This is a genomic window from Luteimicrobium sp. NPDC057192 (genome assembly GCF_042670205.1).
Lineage (GTDB): Bacteria > Actinomycetota > Actinomycetes > Actinomycetales > Cellulomonadaceae > Luteimicrobium.
This window is the reverse complement of sequence record NZ_JBHUWD010000016.1, coordinates 66488-82357: the sequence shown is the minus strand read 5'-3', so window position 1 is coordinate 82357 and position 15870 is coordinate 66488. Positions and strand designations below refer to the sequence as shown.

The window sequence follows — 15870 nt, the reverse complement described above, 5'->3', positions numbered from 1 at the left end:
CCGGGCACGTCGGCGTTGCACGCCCGACGTGCCCGGCGGCGCGGATCTCACCGGGAGAGCTGGTACGCGATCCCGATGATCGAGAAGACCGTGCCGATGATCCCGAGGATGAAGCCCGCCTGCGCCGCACCGCGGTTCGTCGCCAGGCCCTGCGCGGCCGCCGCCTTGCCCTTGTTGCCGAGGATGATCGCGGGGATGCCGGCCAGGAGGCCGAAGCAGACGATCGAGAGGATGCCGAGCACGAGGGCCCACGTGCCGAGGTTGTTCTTGCTCGCGCCGGCGGGGGGCCCGTAGCCCGCCGCCGGGTACTGGGGAGCGGGCGGCGGGTAGGCGCCGGGCGCCGGGTATCCGGGCTGCCCGGTCGGCTGCCCCGGGGGCGGGTAGCCGCCGGGCTGCGCAGGCTGACCGGCCGGCGGCTGGTTGGGCTGCTGCGGGTTGTTGGGGTCTGCGCCCTGGCCGGGGCCGTAGGGGTTCTCGCTCATGTCGTCCTCGTCGCGTCGATGGGTGGGTCCCGTGAAGGTCGGGACATTCGCCCCGGGGGCCCCATGATGGCGTAGGACGGCGTCCCCTGTCACGGGGGCGCGCGGTCCCGGACGACGTCAGTCGGTGAGCTCGCGGACGACCGCGTCGGCGAGCAGACGCCCTCGCAGCGTGAGCGCGACCTGGCCGCGGACCGCGGCGCGACCGTCCAGCAGGCCGTCGGCGACGAGCCCGGCCACGGCGGTGCGCGCCCTGGCCGACAGGTCCGCGACCGGCAGCCCGTCGTGCAGCCGGACGGCGAGCATGACGCGCTCCAACCGTGCGTCGTCGGCGGTGAGGAGCTCGCGTCCCGCAGCAGGGCTGCGCCCGGACTCGAGCGCGACTGCGTACGCGCGCGGGTGCTTGACGTTCCACCAGCGCACGCCGGCGTGCTCGGGCTCGGGCTCGTGGCCCGCGCCGGGCGCACCGACGTACGAGTGGGCACCGGGGCCGACGCCCCACCAGTCGTCCCCGCGCCAGTAGCCGAGGTTGTGACGGCTCGCGTGCGGGCCGGTCTGGCCGCCGCGCGCCCAGTTGCTCACCTCGTACCACTCGAGGCCGGCCTCCGAGAGGAGCGTGTCGGCGAGCTCGTACTTGGCGGCCTGGTCGTCCTCGTCGGGCAGGGCCAGCTCGCCTCGCCGCACCTGCGCGAACATCCGGGTCCCGGGCTCGACGACGAGCGCGTACGCCGAGACGTGGTCGACGCCGGTCTCGAGCGCCGTCTCGACGCTCGCCCGCCAGTCGTCGACGCTCTCCCCGGGCGTGCCGTAGATGAGGTCGAGCGAGACGTCGAGCCCTGCTTCACGTGCCCACGCGACGACCTCGGGGATGCGGCGCGGGTCGTGCGTGCGGTCGAGGGTCGCCAGCACCCGCGGGACCGCCGACTGCATGCCGAAGCTCACGCGCGTGAACCCGGCCTCGGCGAGGACGCGGAGCGAGTCCGGGGTCACCGAGTCCGGATTGGCCTCGGTCGTGACCTCGGCGCCCTCCGCGAGGCCCCAGCCATCGCGGACGCCGCCGAGCAGGCGCGCCAGGTCGTCCGCCGGCAGCACGGTCGGGGTGCCGCCCCCGAAGAAGACCGTGGACACCGCCCGCCCACCCAGCCCGGCGTCGTCGAGCACGCGGGCCGCGAGGTCGAGCTCGCGCAGCGCGGTGTCCGCGTACGCGACCTGCGACGCTCCCCCGCCCAGCTCGGACGACGTGTACGTGTTGAAGTCGCAGTACCCGCAGCGCACCGTGCAGAACGGCACGTGCACGTAGACTCCGAACGCGCGCTCGACGGCCGGACCTGCGGCGGCCGAGGCTCCCGGCGCGGCGGCCGGGCGCACCCAGGCCGGGAGCGCGCCGTCGGCGGGGACGGGCTCGCCCTCGGGCAGCGCGGGGCTCATCGGACGGGGCTCACTTCTTCTTCGCGTCCTTGGCGTCCTTGGCGCCGGCGGAGTCGGAGGACAACGCGGCGATGAACGCCTCCTGGGGCACGTCCACGCGACCGATGGTCTTCATGCGCTTCTTGCCCTCCTTCTGCTTCTCGAGCAGCTTGCGCTTGCGCGTGATGTCACCGCCGTAGCACTTGGCGAGGACGTCCTTGCGCATCGCGCGGATCGTCTCGCGCGCGATGACGCGCGACCCGACCGCCGCCTGGATCGGCACCTCGAACTGCTGGCGCGGGATGAGCTCCTTGAGCTTCGCCGTCATCATGACGCCGTACGCGTACGCCTTGTCCTTGTGCACGATCGCGCTAAACGCGTCGACCTGCTCGCCCTGGAGCAGGATGTCGACCTTCACCAGGTCCGCCGTCTGCTCGTCGGTGGGCTCGTAGTCGAGGCTCGCGTACCCGCGCGTGCGGGACTTGAGCTGGTCGAAGAAGTCGAACACGATCTCCGCGAGCGGGAGCGTGTAGCGCATCTCGACGCGGTCCTCGGAGAGGTAGTCCATGCCGAGCAGGTCGCCGCGGCGCGACTGCGACAGCTCCATGACGGCGCCGATGAACTCCGCCGGCGTGAGGATCGTCGCCCGCACGACGGGCTCCCGGACCTCCCGGATCTTGCCCGCCGGGAACTCGCTCGGGTTCGTGACGGTGACCTCGGTGCGGTCCTCGAGGGTCACCGAGTAGATGACGTTCGGGGCCGTCGAGATGAGGTCGAGGTCGAACTCGCGCTCGAGCCGCTCGCGCACGATCTCGAGGTGCAGCAGCCCGAGGAACCCGACGCGGAACCCGAAGCCCAGCGCGACCGACGTCTCCGGCTCGTAGACGAGCGCCGCGTCGTTGAGCTTGAGCTTGTCGAGCGCGTCGCGCAGCAGCGGGTAGTCCGAGCCGTCGATCGGGTACAGGCCCGAGAACACCATGGGCTTGGGGTCCGAGTAGCCGCCGAGCGCCTCCGCGGCGGGCTTCGCGTTGTTGGTGACGGTGTCGCCGACCTTCGACTGCCGCACGTCCTTCACACCCGTGATGAGGTAGCCGACCTCGCCTGCTCCGAGCCCCTTGGTGGGGATCGGCTCGGGCGAGATGACGCCGATCTCGAGGAGCTCGTGCGTCGCGCGGGTCGACATCATGGCGATGCGCTCGCGGTGGTTGAGACGCCCGTCGACGACGCGCACGTACGTCACGACGCCGCGGAACGTGTCGTAGACGGAGTCGAAGATCATCGCGCGCGCCGGCGCGTCGGAGTCCCCGACGGGCGGTGGCACGAGCTCGACGATCCGGTCCAGCAGCGCCGGGACGCCCTCGCCCGTCTTGCCGGAGACCTTGAGCACGTCCGCGGGGTCGCCGCCCACGAGGCCGGCCAACTCCTCCGCGTACTTCTCGGGCTGCGCCGCCGGCAGGTCGATCTTGTTGAGGACCGGGATGATCTCGAGGTCGTTCTCCATCGCCAGGTACAGGTTGGCGAGCGTCTGGGCCTCGATGCCCTGGGCGGCGTCCACGAGGAGCACCGCGCCCTCGCACGCGGCGAGCGACCGCGACACCTCGTAGGTGAAGTCGACGTGGCCCGGCGTGTCGATCATGTTCAGCGCGTACGGGACGGCCTTCTCGCCGGGCGCGGGCTCGACGGCCCACGGCATCCGGACGGCCTGCGACTTGATGGTGATGCCGCGCTCGCGCTCGATGTCCATCCGGTCGAGGTACTGGGCGCGCGCGGCGCGCTCGTCCACGACCCCCGTGAGCTGGAGCATGCGGTCGGCGAGGGTGGACTTGCCGTGGTCGATGTGCGCGATGATGCAGAAGTTGCGCAACAGCTCGGGCGCCGTGGCGGCAGGCTGGATCCGCGGGGCGTCGGCCTGGGAAGGGATGGGGGACACGGTGCACCATTCTCCCATGACAGGCGAGAGGTCCTCATGACACGCGACTCCGACCCGACGACGCCGGTCGCACACCCTCGCGCGGCGACCCCGGGACCCCGTGACGCGCTCGGCGACCCCGTGTGCGTGCTCACCGCCGCGCAGGACTCGTTCCTCGACACGCTCGGCCGGACGGACCCCGAGGCGCCGGTCCCGACGTGCGGCACGTGGCACGTCGCCGACCTCGCGCTGCACCTGGCCGGCATCCACTGGTGGGCCGCCGCGCGGGCGCTCGGCTTCGACGCCGGGAGCGAGGACCCGACGGCGCCGCGCGAGCAGGACCGCCTCGTCGAGATCTACGGCTGGGCGTCCGCGCACCTGCGCGCCACGCTCACCGAGCGCCCGCTCGACGCACCCGCCTTCACCCTCGACGGGCCGGGCCTCGCCGAGTTCTGGTACCGCCGCCAGCTCCACGAGACGCTCGTCCACCTCGTCGACCTGCGGATCGCGGGCGGCTCCAGCCCCCGGCGCGCGACCTCCGACGTGTGGGCCGCGGTCTGGGCGGACACCGTCGACGAGGTCGTCACGGTCCTCCACCCCCGCCAGGTCCGGCTCGGGCGGGCCGCCGCACCTTCGGTCGCCGTCGAGCTTCACGCCACCGACGTCCACGGGCCGTCCGCCGCGATCGTCCTCGCTCCCCCCGTCGCCTCGTGGCGCATCGGCCCGCCCGACGCCGCCCCCGACGTCCGTGCGGCCGGGCCTGCCTGGGCGCTCGCGATGCTCGTGTGGGGCCGCCTCTCCCCCGACGACGACGCGCTCACGGTCCACGGCGACCCCGCCGCGCTCCAGGCCGTCCTCGGGAGCACGCTCGTGCCGTGACGCGGGCCGGTCTTCCGCTACGTTGGCTCGCGTGACGAGGAGCTTCTGGTCGGACCTGTTCCGGACCCTGGGACGCACGCTGAGGTCCGGACCGTCCCGGCCGACAACCGGACCGCGCCGCGGCACCGCCACCCGCACCCGGTCGAGGCCGGCGCGCGGGCGCACGACAGGGCCGGCAGCGGCGGCCGACACCTATCCCGGCGACTTCACGGGCGTCGTCCGGCCCGAGTACTCCCCCTCGCTCGACGGCGACGCCGACCCCGGCGAGATCGTCTGGACGTGGGTGCCGTTCGAGGAGGACGCGAGCCAGGGCAAGGACCGGCCGGTGCTCGTCGTCGGGCGGGACGGCCGGTGGCTCCTCGCGCTCATGCTCACCAGCAAGGACCACAGCCGCGATGCCGCCGACGAGGCTCGCTGGGGCCGGCGCTGGCTCGACATCGGCACCGGGCCGTGGGACCGGCAGGGCAGGCCGTCCGAGATCCGGCTCGACCGCGTCCTGCGGATCGACCCGGCGCGGGTGCGGCGTGAGGGCGCCATCATGGACCGGCGCACGTTCGACGCCGTCGTCGCCGGGCTCTGACCGCGCCTCCGGCGGTTTCGGGAAGGTGCGAGCCTTTGGTAGACTCTGAGGCTGCGTGTCCGCCTGGTTCCGGGCGTCGCGCCGGGTGGTCGCCCTCTAACGACCGCCGGGTGCGGACCGGGCCGAAGGTCGGCGGGCACAGCTCCGGAACCTCTCCACGGGTCCCCACCCCAGTCCCGGTACCGGAGTCGCCCTCTACGACCTGTCCCCTCGCCTCCGGCGAAACACACCAGAGAGTCCACACGTGGCAAACATCAAGTCCCAGCTCAAGCGCATCCGCACGAACGAGAAGGCCCGCCTTCGCAACAAGGCCGTGAAGTCGGAGCTCAAGACGTACGTGCGTCGGGTCCGCGAGGCCGTCGCCGCCGGCGACAAGGACGCCGCGACGACCGCGCTCACGACCGCGTCGCGCAAGCTCGACAAGGCCGTCTCGAAGGGCGTCATCCACAAGAACCAGGCCGCGAACCGCAAGTCGGCGCTGGCCAAGGCCGTCGGCACGCTCTGACGTCTCGCGATCGCGGCGCCCTCGGAGGCGCCGCCCCGCACACCGAACGCCGCACCCCCTGAGGGGTGCGGCGTTCGCGCTTCTCCGGGACCCGCGAGCCGGCCCGCGCGGTGGTCTCCCTCACGAAGCAGACCGGCAGCCGCCGCGCCGAAGTACCCCGGCATCCGGGGTACTTCGGCGTGAAGGCGCCCGACGGCGCAGCGAGGGTGAGGTCACCGCCGGAGCCGAAGGCGAGACGACGGCCGGGCGGGTGGGCGCGGGCGGTGGTGAAGGGCGTCGAGGAGTGCGCACGGCCCAAGGGCCGCAGCAGCACGACAGCCCAGCTCGCCGCACCCACCCGCGAACCGGACCTGCAGGCGTCACCACCGGCGATGGCGAGTTCAGCCGCGCCGCGCCTCCGGGACACCGACGCGCCGGCGCTCGACGACGGTGACGAGCCGGTCAGCGGCGAGGAACACGACCGCGCCGGCGACGGCGTCGAGCAGGTAGTGGTTGGCCGTCGCGAGGATCACGAGCAGCGTGAGCAGGGGGTAGAGGAAGCCCACGACCTGCTGCCAGACGCGGCTCGCGCAGCGCCACAGCGTGGTGCCGCACCACAGCGACCACCCGAAGTGCAGGGACGGCATCGCGGCGTACTGGTTGGAGACGCCGGCGTTGCTGGGGCCGCTCGAGTCCATGCCCCAGGTGTGGAAGTACGGGACGGTGTCGACGAACCCGGCGCCTGGGAGCAGGCGCGGAGGCGCGAGCGGGTAGAGCCAGAAGCAGATCAGCCCGATGAGCGTCATCACGACGAGCGCCGTGCGGTAGTGCGAGTACACCTGGGGTCGGCGGATCCACAGCCAGACGAGGGTCCCGATCACCGCGGGCAGGAAGAGCGTCGCGTAGAAGTAGTTGGCGGGCACCGCGATCCACGGGTGGGCGACGACGAAGTCGTTGATCCCGTGCTCGACGTCGATGCGCAGGCTCTCCTCGAGCCGGAGGCCGTTCCACGCGTTGTGCTCGGCCAGCGAGCTGCGCTGCGGTGCCAGGTTCCGGATGACGGAGTACACCGCGTACACCGCGACGACGAGCAGGGCCTCACGGCCGAGCGCTCGAGCCGATCGCGGGCGGACGCGCACGACGTCGCGGCCGAGCTGGGACATGCGCAGCCCCCTTCTTCCTGCCATGTTCCGCCGCACGACCGCAGACGGGGACCCACGGGCGCACGTCCTCGTTGCCGGACAATGGTAACCCCCGGTGTCCGAGGGACGACGGAGCGTTTACCGGCCGGTGGCGCGCGCGACGGTGAGCACGGCGCGTTCGACCGCGAACACGGGGTCGCGGCCTCCGCCCTTGACCTCCTCGTCGGCCCGCGCGACCGCCGTGATCGCGGTCGCGAGCCCCTCAGGAGTCCACCGGACGAGCTCCTTGCGCGCCCGGTCCAGCTGCCATGGCGCGAGCCCCAGGTCCTGCGGTCGCGGCCCGCCCGCTCCGCGTGTCGCAGCGACCTTGGCGAGCTGGCGCAGCTTGAGCGCGAGCGCTGCGACCACGACGACCGGGTCGACGCCCGACGCCAGCGCGTGGCGAAGGAGCGTCACGGCGTCGGCAGCGCGACCGGCGGCCGCGGCGTCGGCGACCCGGAAGCCCGTCACTTCCATGCGGCCGCCGTAGTAGCGGTCGACCACCGCGGTCGTGACCGTGCCCGACGTGTCGGCGACGAGCTGCGAGCACGCGGACGCGAGCTCCCGCAGGTCGCTGCCGAGCGCTGCGACGAGCCCTTGCACCGCTTCAGCGTCGATGCGCCGCCCGGCCGCGCGGAACTCGGCGCGGACGAAGTCCTCCTTGTCGGAGTCGCGCTTGAGCGCGTCGCAGCCCACGACGGGTGCGCCGGCCGCCTTGATCGCGTCGAGCATGCGCTTGCCGCGTTGCCCGCCCCGGTGCACGACGACGAGGGTCACGTCGGCCTCGGGCGCCGCGACGTACTCGCCGACCTCGGTGACGAGCGCGTCGGTGCCGAGCTGGGCGTCGTCGACGACCACGACGCGCGGCTCGCCGAACAGCGAGGGGCTGGTCGCGACAGCGAGCCGGCCCGGCTCGTACGTGGGCCCGGAGACGTCGATGCGCTCGAGGCCCTCGGTGCCCGCCGCCTCACGCGCGAGCGCGACGGCCCGCTCGACCGCGCGGTCGGCGAGGAGGCTCTCCGGACCGCTCACGAGGATGACGGGGGCCAGCGTCAGCTCGGCGGCGGTGACGCCCGTGCGGGCAGGACGGGAGCCGGCGGAGCGGCGGGCCGGTCGGGTCGCTGCAGGCATGCCCGTAGCGTGCCACGGGCCGCCCACGACCACCCAGTCAGCGACGGGCGCGCCCCAGGAGCCCACGGCACCCGCAGGCCGGCGGCGCCCGCGACCGCGCGCCAGTTCCACAGGGCGACGCCGGCGGCCGTGGTCGCGACCCCGAGCAGCACAGCCCCGGCCGGACCGCCGACCCACGGCACGCTCGCCCCTGGCAGGCCGGCCGCCGTCGTCGCGACGCGGGCGATCCACCACGTGGCGCAGCCCGCGCACCATGCGAGGACGTGCGCACCCGACGGCCACACCGGCGCCACGAGGGTCGCCAGGACGCCCAGCACCGTCGCCGGCGCGAGCGCCGGGTCGGCCACGAGGTTCGCGGGGACCGCCCAGAGGGACACCGCGGGCGAGAGCAGGACCAGCACCGGGCCGCACGCCGCCTGCGCCGCCACGGGGACCGCGACGACCAGCGCGAGCGAGCGGGGCAGCCACGACGACAGCCGCCGGGCGAGGGGGCCCGCGAGCAGCACGATGCCGGCGGTCGCCGCGACGGAGAGCACGAACCCGAACGCGCGCGCCAGCCAGGGGTCGGCGACGAGGAGCACCACGACCGACGCGGCGAGAGCCGGGACTGCTCGCGCGGGACGACCGAGCGCGGCTCCGGCCAGCGTGACGGCGCACATCGCGGCGGAGCGCACCACGCTGGGGTCGGGCCGGACGAGCAGGACGAAGCCGGCGGTGGCGGGGGCGAGCACGGCGAGCCGCGGCCACCGCCCCAGCCCGAGCAGGGCGCACAGCCCGCTGAGCGTCGCCACGACGATCGCGAAGTGCCCGCCCGACACGGCGGTGACGTGCGTGAGGCCCACGGTCCGCATCGCGGCGTCGAGGTCGTCGGACAGGCGCGTCACGTCGCCGACCGCGACGCCGGGGACGAGCGCCCGGGCCTGCGGCGACAGGTCGTCGGTCACGGCCATGAGACCGGAGCGCAGCGCGTCCGCGGCTGCGACCGGGTCGGGCGGCGAGGCTCGGACGACGGGCGCGCGGACGGGCACGAGCACGGCGACGTCGCGCTCGCCGGGGTCCGCGGGGCCCAGTCGGCCCGTGACGGTCACGCGGGTGCCGACCGCGAGGGCCGACCAGGCCGGGTCGCCGCGTACCAGCACGGGTGCGGCCGCGCGCCAGGCGCGGGCACCGTCGTCGACGGCGGTGACGTCGAGCGCCCCGAGGACGACGTCCTGGCCCCAGGCGGACCGGAGCGGCGTGGGGTCGTCGCGCACCGTCGCGTCGAGCGTCACGACCCTGCCCTCGGCCGCACGCACCGCGAGGCCGGACCGGTCCCGCACCGCGAGCTGCACGGCGCAGGCGGTCAGCGCGACCACGACCGCTCCGAGCGCGAGCGCGACCGCTGGCGCCACGGGCCCGGCGGAACCGCGCCGAGCGCCGCGCCACGCCGCCCGCCTGCGGCTGCCCCACCCGTCGAGCGCCGCCGCCGCACAGGGCACCGCGAGCGCCGCGCCGGCCCCCACGACGAGCACGCCGGCGGCTGCGGTCGCCACGTCCCGGGCGTCGCTCCCGCACGCCCACCAGCACGCCAGCCAGACCCCCAGGGCGGCGGGCGCGAGGCGGAGGTCGAGGGGCGGGCGTCGTGCCGCGTTCACACCCGCACCAGGTCGCGGAGCCGCGCGAGCATCGTCGGCCCGATGCCGGAGACCTCGTCGAGCTGGTCGACGCTCGTGAACGGGCCGCTCTGGGTGCGCCGGTCGATGATCCGTTGAGCGAGCACCGGGCCCACCCCCGGGAGTGCGTCGAGCGCCGCCGCGTCCGCGGTGTTGAGGTCGACGGGAGCGCCGGTAGCGCCGGGCGACGTCGCACCGGTCGACCCCGGATCGGCCGCCGCCCCCGTCCCGGGCGCCGCGCCCACCGGCGACGCCGGCGTCTCGCCACGGCGCGGGACGCGGACCTGCTCGCCGTCGGTCACCACCCCGGCGAGGTTCACGGCGTCGAGCTGAGCCGACGACGTCGGGCCGCCCGCCGCCTCGACCGCGTCCTCGAGCCGGGCGCCGGCGGCGAGGTGGACCAGGCCCGGGCGGCGGACCGCCCCGACGACGTGCACGAGGATCTTCTCCGCACCGGCGCCCTCCCCCGTGGCGCCGGTGCCGGCGGGAGCCGTCGCCCCGGCGCCCGGCTCGGTCGCCGCGGCCACCGTTCCGGACGACGCCCGCGGGGTGGGCACGTCGACGGCCGCGCTCAGGCGACCGGTCGGCGCTCCGGCGCCCCGCGAGACCGCGACCGTGGCGACCGCCGCCCCCACGGCCACCAGGACGGCGAGCACGAGGGTCGCGGACCGCGCCTGGACCGCCCAGCGCCGACGGCCCGTCGACCGGCCGAGCTCGGCGCCGACCGGTTGGCCGTGCGCGGACGCGTAGGCGGCGGACACGGCACCCAGCGCTCCGGCGCGGAACCGCGCCGCGAGGACGGCGTCGTCCGCACCCGGGTCACCGTCGTCGACGGGCCTGTCGGAACGGCTGCGGCCAGACGGCCCGTCGACGGCGTCGCCCGGGAGGAGCTCCGGGCCGGAGGTGGGGAGGTCGTCTCCGTCCGGGTGGCTTCTACCGTCGGCCGGCTCGGTCCGGACCGGGTTCCACGGGACGTCCGGCTCGGCCAGCCGGCGCACGCGGTCCCGGGCGTCGGGCGGGGGTGTTCGGGGCACGCGGCGACGTTAGGCGCGACGAGCCCCGAGCGGTTCGGCGCGGACGGGGCCGGTGGACGGACGCGACGACCCACAGGAACGGCGTCGGCCGTCAGCGCTTGTCGCGGGCCGCACGCGCCGAGGTCTCGGCCAGGTCCGTGACGACGACCGCGAGAGTGCCGGGACCGGTGTGGGCACCGAGGACCGCGCTCACGGGCGACACGAGGACCGCGTGCCCGGCGCGCTCCTCGAGCTCGCGCGCGAGCTCGAACGCCGGCTCGTGCACGCCCACGTAGTGGACCGCGAGCGCCGGGTCGGTCCGGCGCTCGACCGACGCCACGGCGACCTCGAGCATCCGCTCGATCGCCGCGCGCCGGGTGCGGATGCGCTCGACCAGCTCGATCCGGCCGTCGCGCAGCGTGAGCAGCGGCCGGACCCCGAAGACGGTCCCGAGCGCCGCCGCGGGAGCCGAGAGCCTCCCGCCGCGGCGCAGGTGGTCGAGCGAGTCGACCAGGAAGACGGCGCGCCCGGAGGTCGCGACCTGCATGGCGCGCCGGGCGACCGCGTGGCCCGGCGCCCCGTCTCGCGCGGCGCGGGCCGCCTCGCGGGCCGCGAACCCCAGGGCCATCGCGGCGGACCGCGAGTCGACGACGCGCACCGGGAGCCGGGCCGTCGCGGCCGCCGCGGCCGCCTGGTGGACGGTCCCCGACAGCTCGCCGGACAGGTGCACGGACACGACGCCCGACGCCCCGTCGTCGGCGGCACGCTCGTACGCGGCCTCGAACGCGGCCCGCGACGGCTGCGAGGTCGTGACCCGCGCCCCGGACCCGAGCGCGCCGGCGATCTCGTCGGGCGTGATGTCCTCGCCCTCGCGCGCGGCGACACCGTCGACGACGACCGTCAGCGGCACGACCTCGACGAGGTCCCGGAGCGGGTCGGGCGCGTCGGGGAAGGACGCCGTGGAGTCGGTGACGACACGGACGGGGCCGCTGGCGCGGCGACGGAGCGGGCTCATCACCTCCACCTTAGGATGCGAGACATGGCCGACGACGCCCCGGGCCCGGACGACATCGCCGCACTCCGCGCCGCCGCGGCGCAGGCTGCCGCCGACGCGGCGGAGGCCAAGGCGGCAGCCGCCCAGGCCGCCCTCGACGCCGCGCTCGCACGGTCGTCCGGTGCGACCCCCGAGGCGCCCGCCACCGAGCCTCCGCCGGGCGACGCCCCGGGCGAGACGGACGCCGCGGCCGCTGCGCCGTCGTCGGACGCGGAGCCCGGCAAGCCCGCGAGGAAGCCGGAACCGGGCGCGGGCGGCTACCGCGACCAGGTGCGGACCGCGTACGCGTACCAAGGCGGCACGTTGCCCCTCGGCGCGCTGCTGGCGAGCGCCGACGGGACGGACGGGGGCACGACGGACCCGGCGCCGGACGCGAGCGTGCAGGTCGGGTTCGCGCTGTCGATGCTGAACCGGCACGGGCTGGTCGCCGGCGCGACGGGAACGGGCAAGACCAAGACGCTCCAGGGCATGGCCGAGGGGCTGTCGGCGGCGGGCGTGCCCGTGTTCCTCGCGGACATCAAGGGCGACCTGTCGGGCCTGGCCGTCGTCGGCGCGGACAACCCGAAGGTCGCGGAGCGTGCGGCGTCGATCGGGCAGGACTGGTCGCCGACGGCGTTCCCTGCGGAGTTCTACTCCCTCGGGGGGCTCGGCGACGGCGTCCCGGTGCGGACGACCGTCACGGACTTCGGGCCGCTGCTGCTGTCGAAGGTGCTGGGCCTCAACGACACGCAGGAGTCGAGCCTGGGGCTGATCTTCCACTGGGCCGACACGCAGGGCCTCGCGCTGCTCGACCTCAAGGACCTGGAGTCGACCATCGCGTACCTCACCTCGGACGACGGCAAGGCCGAGCTCAAGGGCATCGGCGGGCTGTCGGCGGCGACGGCGGGCGTGATCCTGCGCGAGATCGTGGGGCTGCAGGCGCAGGGCGCTGACGTGTTCTTCGGGGAGCCCGCGTTCGACACGGCCGCGCTCCTGCGGACGGCGCCCGACGGGCGCGGCGTGGTGTCGTGCCTCGAGCTGCCTGCCGTCCAGGACCGCCCCGCGCTGTTCTCGACGTTCCTCATGTGGCTCCTCGCGGACCTCTACCACGACCTCCCGGAGGTCGGGGACCCGGACAAGCCCAGGCTGGTGTTCTTCTTCGACGAGGCGCACCTGCTGTTCGACGGGGCGTCGAAGGCGTTCCTCGAGCAGATCGTCCAGACCGTCCGGCTCGTGCGCTCGAAGGGCGTCGGCGTCTTCTTCATCACCCAGAGCCCCAAGGACGTCCCCGCCGACGTCCTCGCCCAGCTGGGCAACCGCGTCCAGCACGCGCTGCGGGCCTTCACGCCCGACGACGCCGCGGCGCTCCGGGCCGCGGTCCGCACGTTCCCGACGTCCCCGTACGACCTGGAGCAGCTCCTGCAGTCGCTGGGCACCGGTGAGGCCGTGGTGACGGTCCTCACCGAGAAGGGCGCGCCCGCGCCGGTGGCGTGGACGCGGGTGCGTGCGCCGCAGTCGTCGATGGACCCCGCGCCCGGCGCGACGCTCGCCGGGATCGTGGCCGCCTCCCCGCTGCAGGCGCAGTACGGCACCGCGGTCGACAACGAGTCGGCGTACGAGCTGCTGGCGCAGCGGGTCGAGGCGCAGCAGGCCGCGGCGGACCAGGCGGCCGCGGCCGAGGCGGCGGCCAAGGAGCAGGCGACCGCGGAGAAGGAGGCCGCGAAGCAGGCCGAGAAGCAGGCCGACGACCTCGCGAAGATGCAGGCGAAGCTCGAGCGCGACGCGGCCAGGGCGCGAACGGGCTCGGGCTCGGGCGGGACGCGCCGGTCGACCGCGCAGAGCCCGCTCGACAAGCTCCTCGGGTCGATGGCGACGACGCTCGGGCGCGAGATCACGCGCAGCGTGTTCGGGACGCGGCGCCGCTGACGACGCGTCCAAGAAGTCCGCACGTGACATGCGTGAAACGGCTCGACGGCCGCAGGTCGAAACGATACGATGATGCCTGCGGCCGGACGGATCGCCCCACGACGAGCGTCCCCCGCACGACCTCCCCCGACTTCTCCCGCCGACCCGCGGCCACGCCGTCGCGCCCACCGGCCCGTGCCTCCCCAGGAGCCCCGTCCTTCATGGCCCATGCCCTCACGTCCGGTCGCCCGTGGCGTGTCGTCCTCGTGTTCGCGATCCCGCTGTTCGTCGGCAACGTCGTCCAGCAGCTCTACCAGGTCACCGACGCGTTCGTCGTCGGCCGCCACCTCGGCGTCGACGCGCTCGCCGCCGTCGGCTCGACCGGCAGCCTCCTGTTCCTCCTCCTCGGCTTCGCGTGGGGCATGACCTCCGGCTTCGCCATCCCGACGGCGCAGGCGTTCGGCGCCGGCGACCTCGCCGCCGTCAGGCGCTCCGTCGCCGCCGGGGCGATCCTCACCGCGGCCTCGAGCCTCGTGATCACCGTGGGCGCCGTCGCGCTCGCGCGCCCCGCGCTCGAGGCGCTGCGCACCCCCGCGGCCCTGCTCGACGACGCCACGACCTTCGCGACCGTGAGCTTCGCCGGCGCTGCCGCGACCATGTTCTTCAACTACCTCGCCGCGATCATCCGGGCCATCGGCGACTCCCGCACCCCGCTCGTGTTCCTCGTGGTGAGCTGCGTGCTCAACGGCGCGCTCGTCGTCGGGCTCGTCGGGTTTGCCGGGCTGGGCGTCGGGGGCGCCGCGCTCGCAACGATCACCTCCCAGGCCGTCTCGGTGCTGCTCTGCGTCGTCCACGTGCGGCGCCGGGTTCCCACACTGCACCTCGGCCGGGCCGACCTGCGCGCCGCGCTTCGCGCTCCCGCCGAGCTCGCCCACCACCTGCGGCTCGGCGTCCCCATGGGGCTGCAGGCCTCGATCATCGCGATCGGGACCCTGACCGTGCAGCTCAAGCTCAACGAGCTCGGCGCGACCGCCGTCGCCTCCTACACCGCGGCCACCCGCGTGGACTCGCTCGCCGTGGCTCTGCTCGGCTCCCTCGGCCTCGCCGTGTCCACCTACGCGGCGCAGAACCACGGCGCCGGGCGCCCCGACCGGATCCGCTCCGGCGTCGTGCAGTCCGTGGCCGTGGCCGTCGTCGGATCCGTCGTGCTGGGCGCCGTCCTCGTGGCGTTCGGCAGCGACCTCGTCGAGCTGTTCGTCGGCCCCGGCGAGCCGCAGGTGACGTCGATGGCGGCGCACTTCCTGCGCGTCAACGGCGCCCTGTACTCGGCGCTCGGCGTCCTGTTCGTGCTGCGCGGCGCCCTCCAGGGGCTCGGGCGAACCCTCGTGCCGACGCTCTCCGGCATCCTGGAGCTCGTCATGCGCGTGGGCGCGGCGATCGTGCTCGGCGGCGCGCTCGGGTACTCGGGGATCGTCTGGAGCAACCCGCTGGCGTGGATCGGCTCGGTGCTGCTGCTCGTGCCCGCGTACGTCGTGTGCCACCGCGAGCTCGGCCGCGCCGGCACCGCGGCTCCCGCCACGGTCGACCCCGCCGTGCTCGAGGCGTCCGCCGAGGCGTCGCTCGTCGCCGAGGCCGTCGTGCCCCAGCCGGGCCTCCCGCTCGAGACCGAGGCGTCGGTGCAGGCGCACGAGAAGCACGCCCGCGTGCGACGCGTGCATCGCGTCCGCCGACGCCGTCCGGCGGCGCGCCCCCGCACGCGCGCCTGACGGGGACCGTCGCTAGCGAGCGAGGTCCCCCACGCTCGCGAGCGGCACGATCCCGTCGGCGTCCGCCGCAAGGGCGGCGTCCTCGGTGACGAGAGCGTCGGCCTGCAGGCTCGCGACCGCGAGCAGCTCCGCGCGCCGGACGTCGTCCCACCCGCGCGCCGTCGCGATGCGCCACGCGAGGGCCCGGGATCCCCGGTCCCCGAGCAGCCGGATCTTGAGGCCCGCCACGCCCTCGAGCAGGGTGCGGGCGTCCTTCTCGGCGAGGCTTCCGACGCGGACCTCGGAGTAGAGAATCGCCATCGCGTCCGAGCGGAGCGCCGCGGCACCGACGAGCTGGTGCCCCTCGGCCACGGTGGCGGTGCCACGCACGAGTCGGAGCGCGACGGGGGCGTCGATCGCGAAACGAGTCATGCCTCGATGCTGGCACCAGACCCCGCACGGGTCGCCCTGC

14 protein-coding genes are annotated in these 15870 nt (G+C 75.0%); 5 read left to right on the top strand and 9 right to left on the bottom strand.

Annotated elements, in window-relative coordinates:
* Nucleotides 1-47: 47 nt before the first annotated feature.
* The 3 genes from ACFT5B_RS09630 to lepA all read right to left on the bottom strand — a co-directional run bounded on the left by ACFT5B_RS09630 (nucleotide 48) and on the right by lepA (nucleotide 3834).
* Nucleotides 48-482, bottom strand: coding sequence for a DUF4190 domain-containing protein (locus ACFT5B_RS09630; RefSeq protein WP_386797777.1), 435 nt, complete (start codon nucleotides 480-482; stop codon nucleotides 48-50).
* 117 nt (nucleotides 483-599) lie between these two features.
* Nucleotides 600-1907 carry a radical SAM family heme chaperone HemW gene (hemW, locus tag ACFT5B_RS09625; protein ID WP_386797776.1) on the bottom strand — a complete coding sequence of 436 codons (1308 nt, stop codon included), beginning with the start codon at nucleotides 1905-1907 and terminating at the stop codon, nucleotides 600-602.
* Between the two features lie 10 nt (nucleotides 1908-1917).
* The gene (lepA, locus tag ACFT5B_RS09620) at nucleotides 1918-3834 is read right to left on the bottom strand and encodes a translation elongation factor 4 (protein WP_386797775.1); all 1917 of its coding nucleotides are present in this window, start codon (nucleotides 3832-3834) and stop codon (nucleotides 1918-1920) included.
* 18 nt (nucleotides 3835-3852) lie between these two features.
* On the opposite strand from lepA, the gene ACFT5B_RS09615 reads away from it, so the two are divergent.
* From ACFT5B_RS09615 to rpsT, 3 genes are all read left to right on the top strand, one after another.
* A complete protein-coding gene (locus tag ACFT5B_RS09615; protein ID WP_386797774.1) occupies nucleotides 3853-4674 on the top strand; it encodes a maleylpyruvate isomerase N-terminal domain-containing protein in 822 nt (273 codons plus the stop codon).
* A 31-nt stretch (nucleotides 4675-4705) separates the two neighbouring features.
* Nucleotides 4706-5254, top strand: a complete 549-nt coding sequence (locus ACFT5B_RS09610) for a type II toxin-antitoxin system PemK/MazF family toxin (RefSeq protein WP_386797773.1) — start codon at nucleotides 4706-4708, stop codon at nucleotides 5252-5254.
* A gap of 244 nt (nucleotides 5255-5498) precedes the next feature.
* Nucleotides 5499-5759, top strand: a complete 261-nt coding sequence (rpsT, locus tag ACFT5B_RS09605; RefSeq protein ID WP_386797772.1) for a 30S ribosomal protein S20 — start codon at nucleotides 5499-5501, stop codon at nucleotides 5757-5759.
* 380 nt (nucleotides 5760-6139) lie between these two features.
* Here the strand turns inward: rpsT and ACFT5B_RS09600 are convergent, their stop codons facing one another.
* The 5 genes from ACFT5B_RS09600 to ACFT5B_RS09580 form a co-directional block, all read right to left on the bottom strand.
* The gene (locus tag ACFT5B_RS09600; RefSeq protein ID WP_386797771.1) at nucleotides 6140-6901 is read right to left on the bottom strand and encodes a phosphatase PAP2 family protein; all 762 of its coding nucleotides are present in this window, start codon (nucleotides 6899-6901) and stop codon (nucleotides 6140-6142) included.
* Between the two features lie 117 nt (nucleotides 6902-7018).
* Entirely contained in the window at nucleotides 7019-8050 is a 1032-nt protein-coding gene (holA, locus tag ACFT5B_RS09595) for a DNA polymerase III subunit delta (protein WP_386797770.1), read from the bottom strand.
* A complete protein-coding gene (locus ACFT5B_RS09590; protein WP_386797769.1) occupies nucleotides 7972-9684 on the bottom strand; it encodes a ComEC/Rec2 family competence protein in 1713 nt (570 codons plus the stop codon). The genes holA and ACFT5B_RS09590 overlap by 79 nt, the downstream gene beginning before the upstream one ends.
* Entirely contained in the window at nucleotides 9681-10736 is a 1056-nt protein-coding gene (locus ACFT5B_RS09585) for a helix-hairpin-helix domain-containing protein (RefSeq protein WP_386797768.1), read from the bottom strand. The genes ACFT5B_RS09590 and ACFT5B_RS09585 overlap by 4 nt, the downstream gene beginning before the upstream one ends.
* 91 nt (nucleotides 10737-10827) lie before the next feature.
* Nucleotides 10828-11730, bottom strand: coding sequence for a DegV family protein (locus ACFT5B_RS09580; protein ID WP_386797767.1), 903 nt, complete (start codon nucleotides 11728-11730; stop codon nucleotides 10828-10830).
* Between the two features lie 24 nt (nucleotides 11731-11754).
* On the opposite strand from ACFT5B_RS09580, the gene ACFT5B_RS09575 reads away from it, so the two are divergent.
* Both ACFT5B_RS09575 and ACFT5B_RS09570 read left to right on the top strand, forming a co-directional pair.
* Nucleotides 11755-13674, top strand: a complete 1920-nt coding sequence (locus tag ACFT5B_RS09575; protein WP_386797766.1) for a helicase HerA-like domain-containing protein — start codon at nucleotides 11755-11757, stop codon at nucleotides 13672-13674.
* Between the two features lie 200 nt (nucleotides 13675-13874).
* On the top strand, nucleotides 13875-15419 hold the full coding sequence (locus ACFT5B_RS09570; RefSeq protein WP_386797765.1) for an MATE family efflux transporter: 1545 nt from the start codon (nucleotides 13875-13877) through the stop codon (nucleotides 15417-15419).
* Nucleotides 15420-15431: 12 nt separating this feature from the next.
* On the opposite strand, the gene ACFT5B_RS09565 is transcribed toward ACFT5B_RS09570, so the two are convergent.
* On the bottom strand, nucleotides 15432-15830 hold the full coding sequence (locus ACFT5B_RS09565) for a hypothetical protein (RefSeq protein WP_386797764.1): 399 nt from the start codon (nucleotides 15828-15830) through the stop codon (nucleotides 15432-15434).
* Between the last annotated feature and the right edge of the window lie 40 nt (nucleotides 15831-15870).

Coding starts and splice junctions, on each gene's coding strand:
- ACFT5B_RS09630 (WP_386797777.1), bottom strand. CDS start 482: ATGAGCGAGAACCCCTACGGCCCCGGCCAGGGCGCAGACCCCAACAAC.
- hemW (WP_386797776.1), bottom strand. CDS start 1,907: ATGAGCCCCGCGCTGCCCGAGGGCGAGCCCGTCCCCGCCGACGGCGCG.
- lepA (WP_386797775.1), bottom strand. CDS start 3,834: ATGGGAGAATGGTGCACCGTGTCCCCCATCCCTTCCCAGGCCGACGCC.
- ACFT5B_RS09615 (WP_386797774.1), top strand. CDS start 3,853: ATGACACGCGACTCCGACCCGACGACGCCGGTCGCACACCCTCGCGCG.
- ACFT5B_RS09600 (WP_386797771.1), bottom strand. CDS start 6,901: ATGTCCCAGCTCGGCCGCGACGTCGTGCGCGTCCGCCCGCGATCGGCT.
- holA (WP_386797770.1), bottom strand. CDS start 8,050: ATGCCTGCAGCGACCCGACCGGCCCGCCGCTCCGCCGGCTCCCGTCCT.
- ACFT5B_RS09580 (WP_386797767.1), bottom strand. CDS start 11,730: ATGAGCCCGCTCCGTCGCCGCGCCAGCGGCCCCGTCCGTGTCGTCACC.
- ACFT5B_RS09575 (WP_386797766.1), top strand. CDS start 11,755: ATGGCCGACGACGCCCCGGGCCCGGACGACATCGCCGCACTCCGCGCC.
- ACFT5B_RS09570 (WP_386797765.1), top strand. CDS start 13,875: ATGGCCCATGCCCTCACGTCCGGTCGCCCGTGGCGTGTCGTCCTCGTG.
- ACFT5B_RS09565 (WP_386797764.1), bottom strand. CDS start 15,830: ATGACTCGTTTCGCGATCGACGCCCCCGTCGCGCTCCGACTCGTGCGT.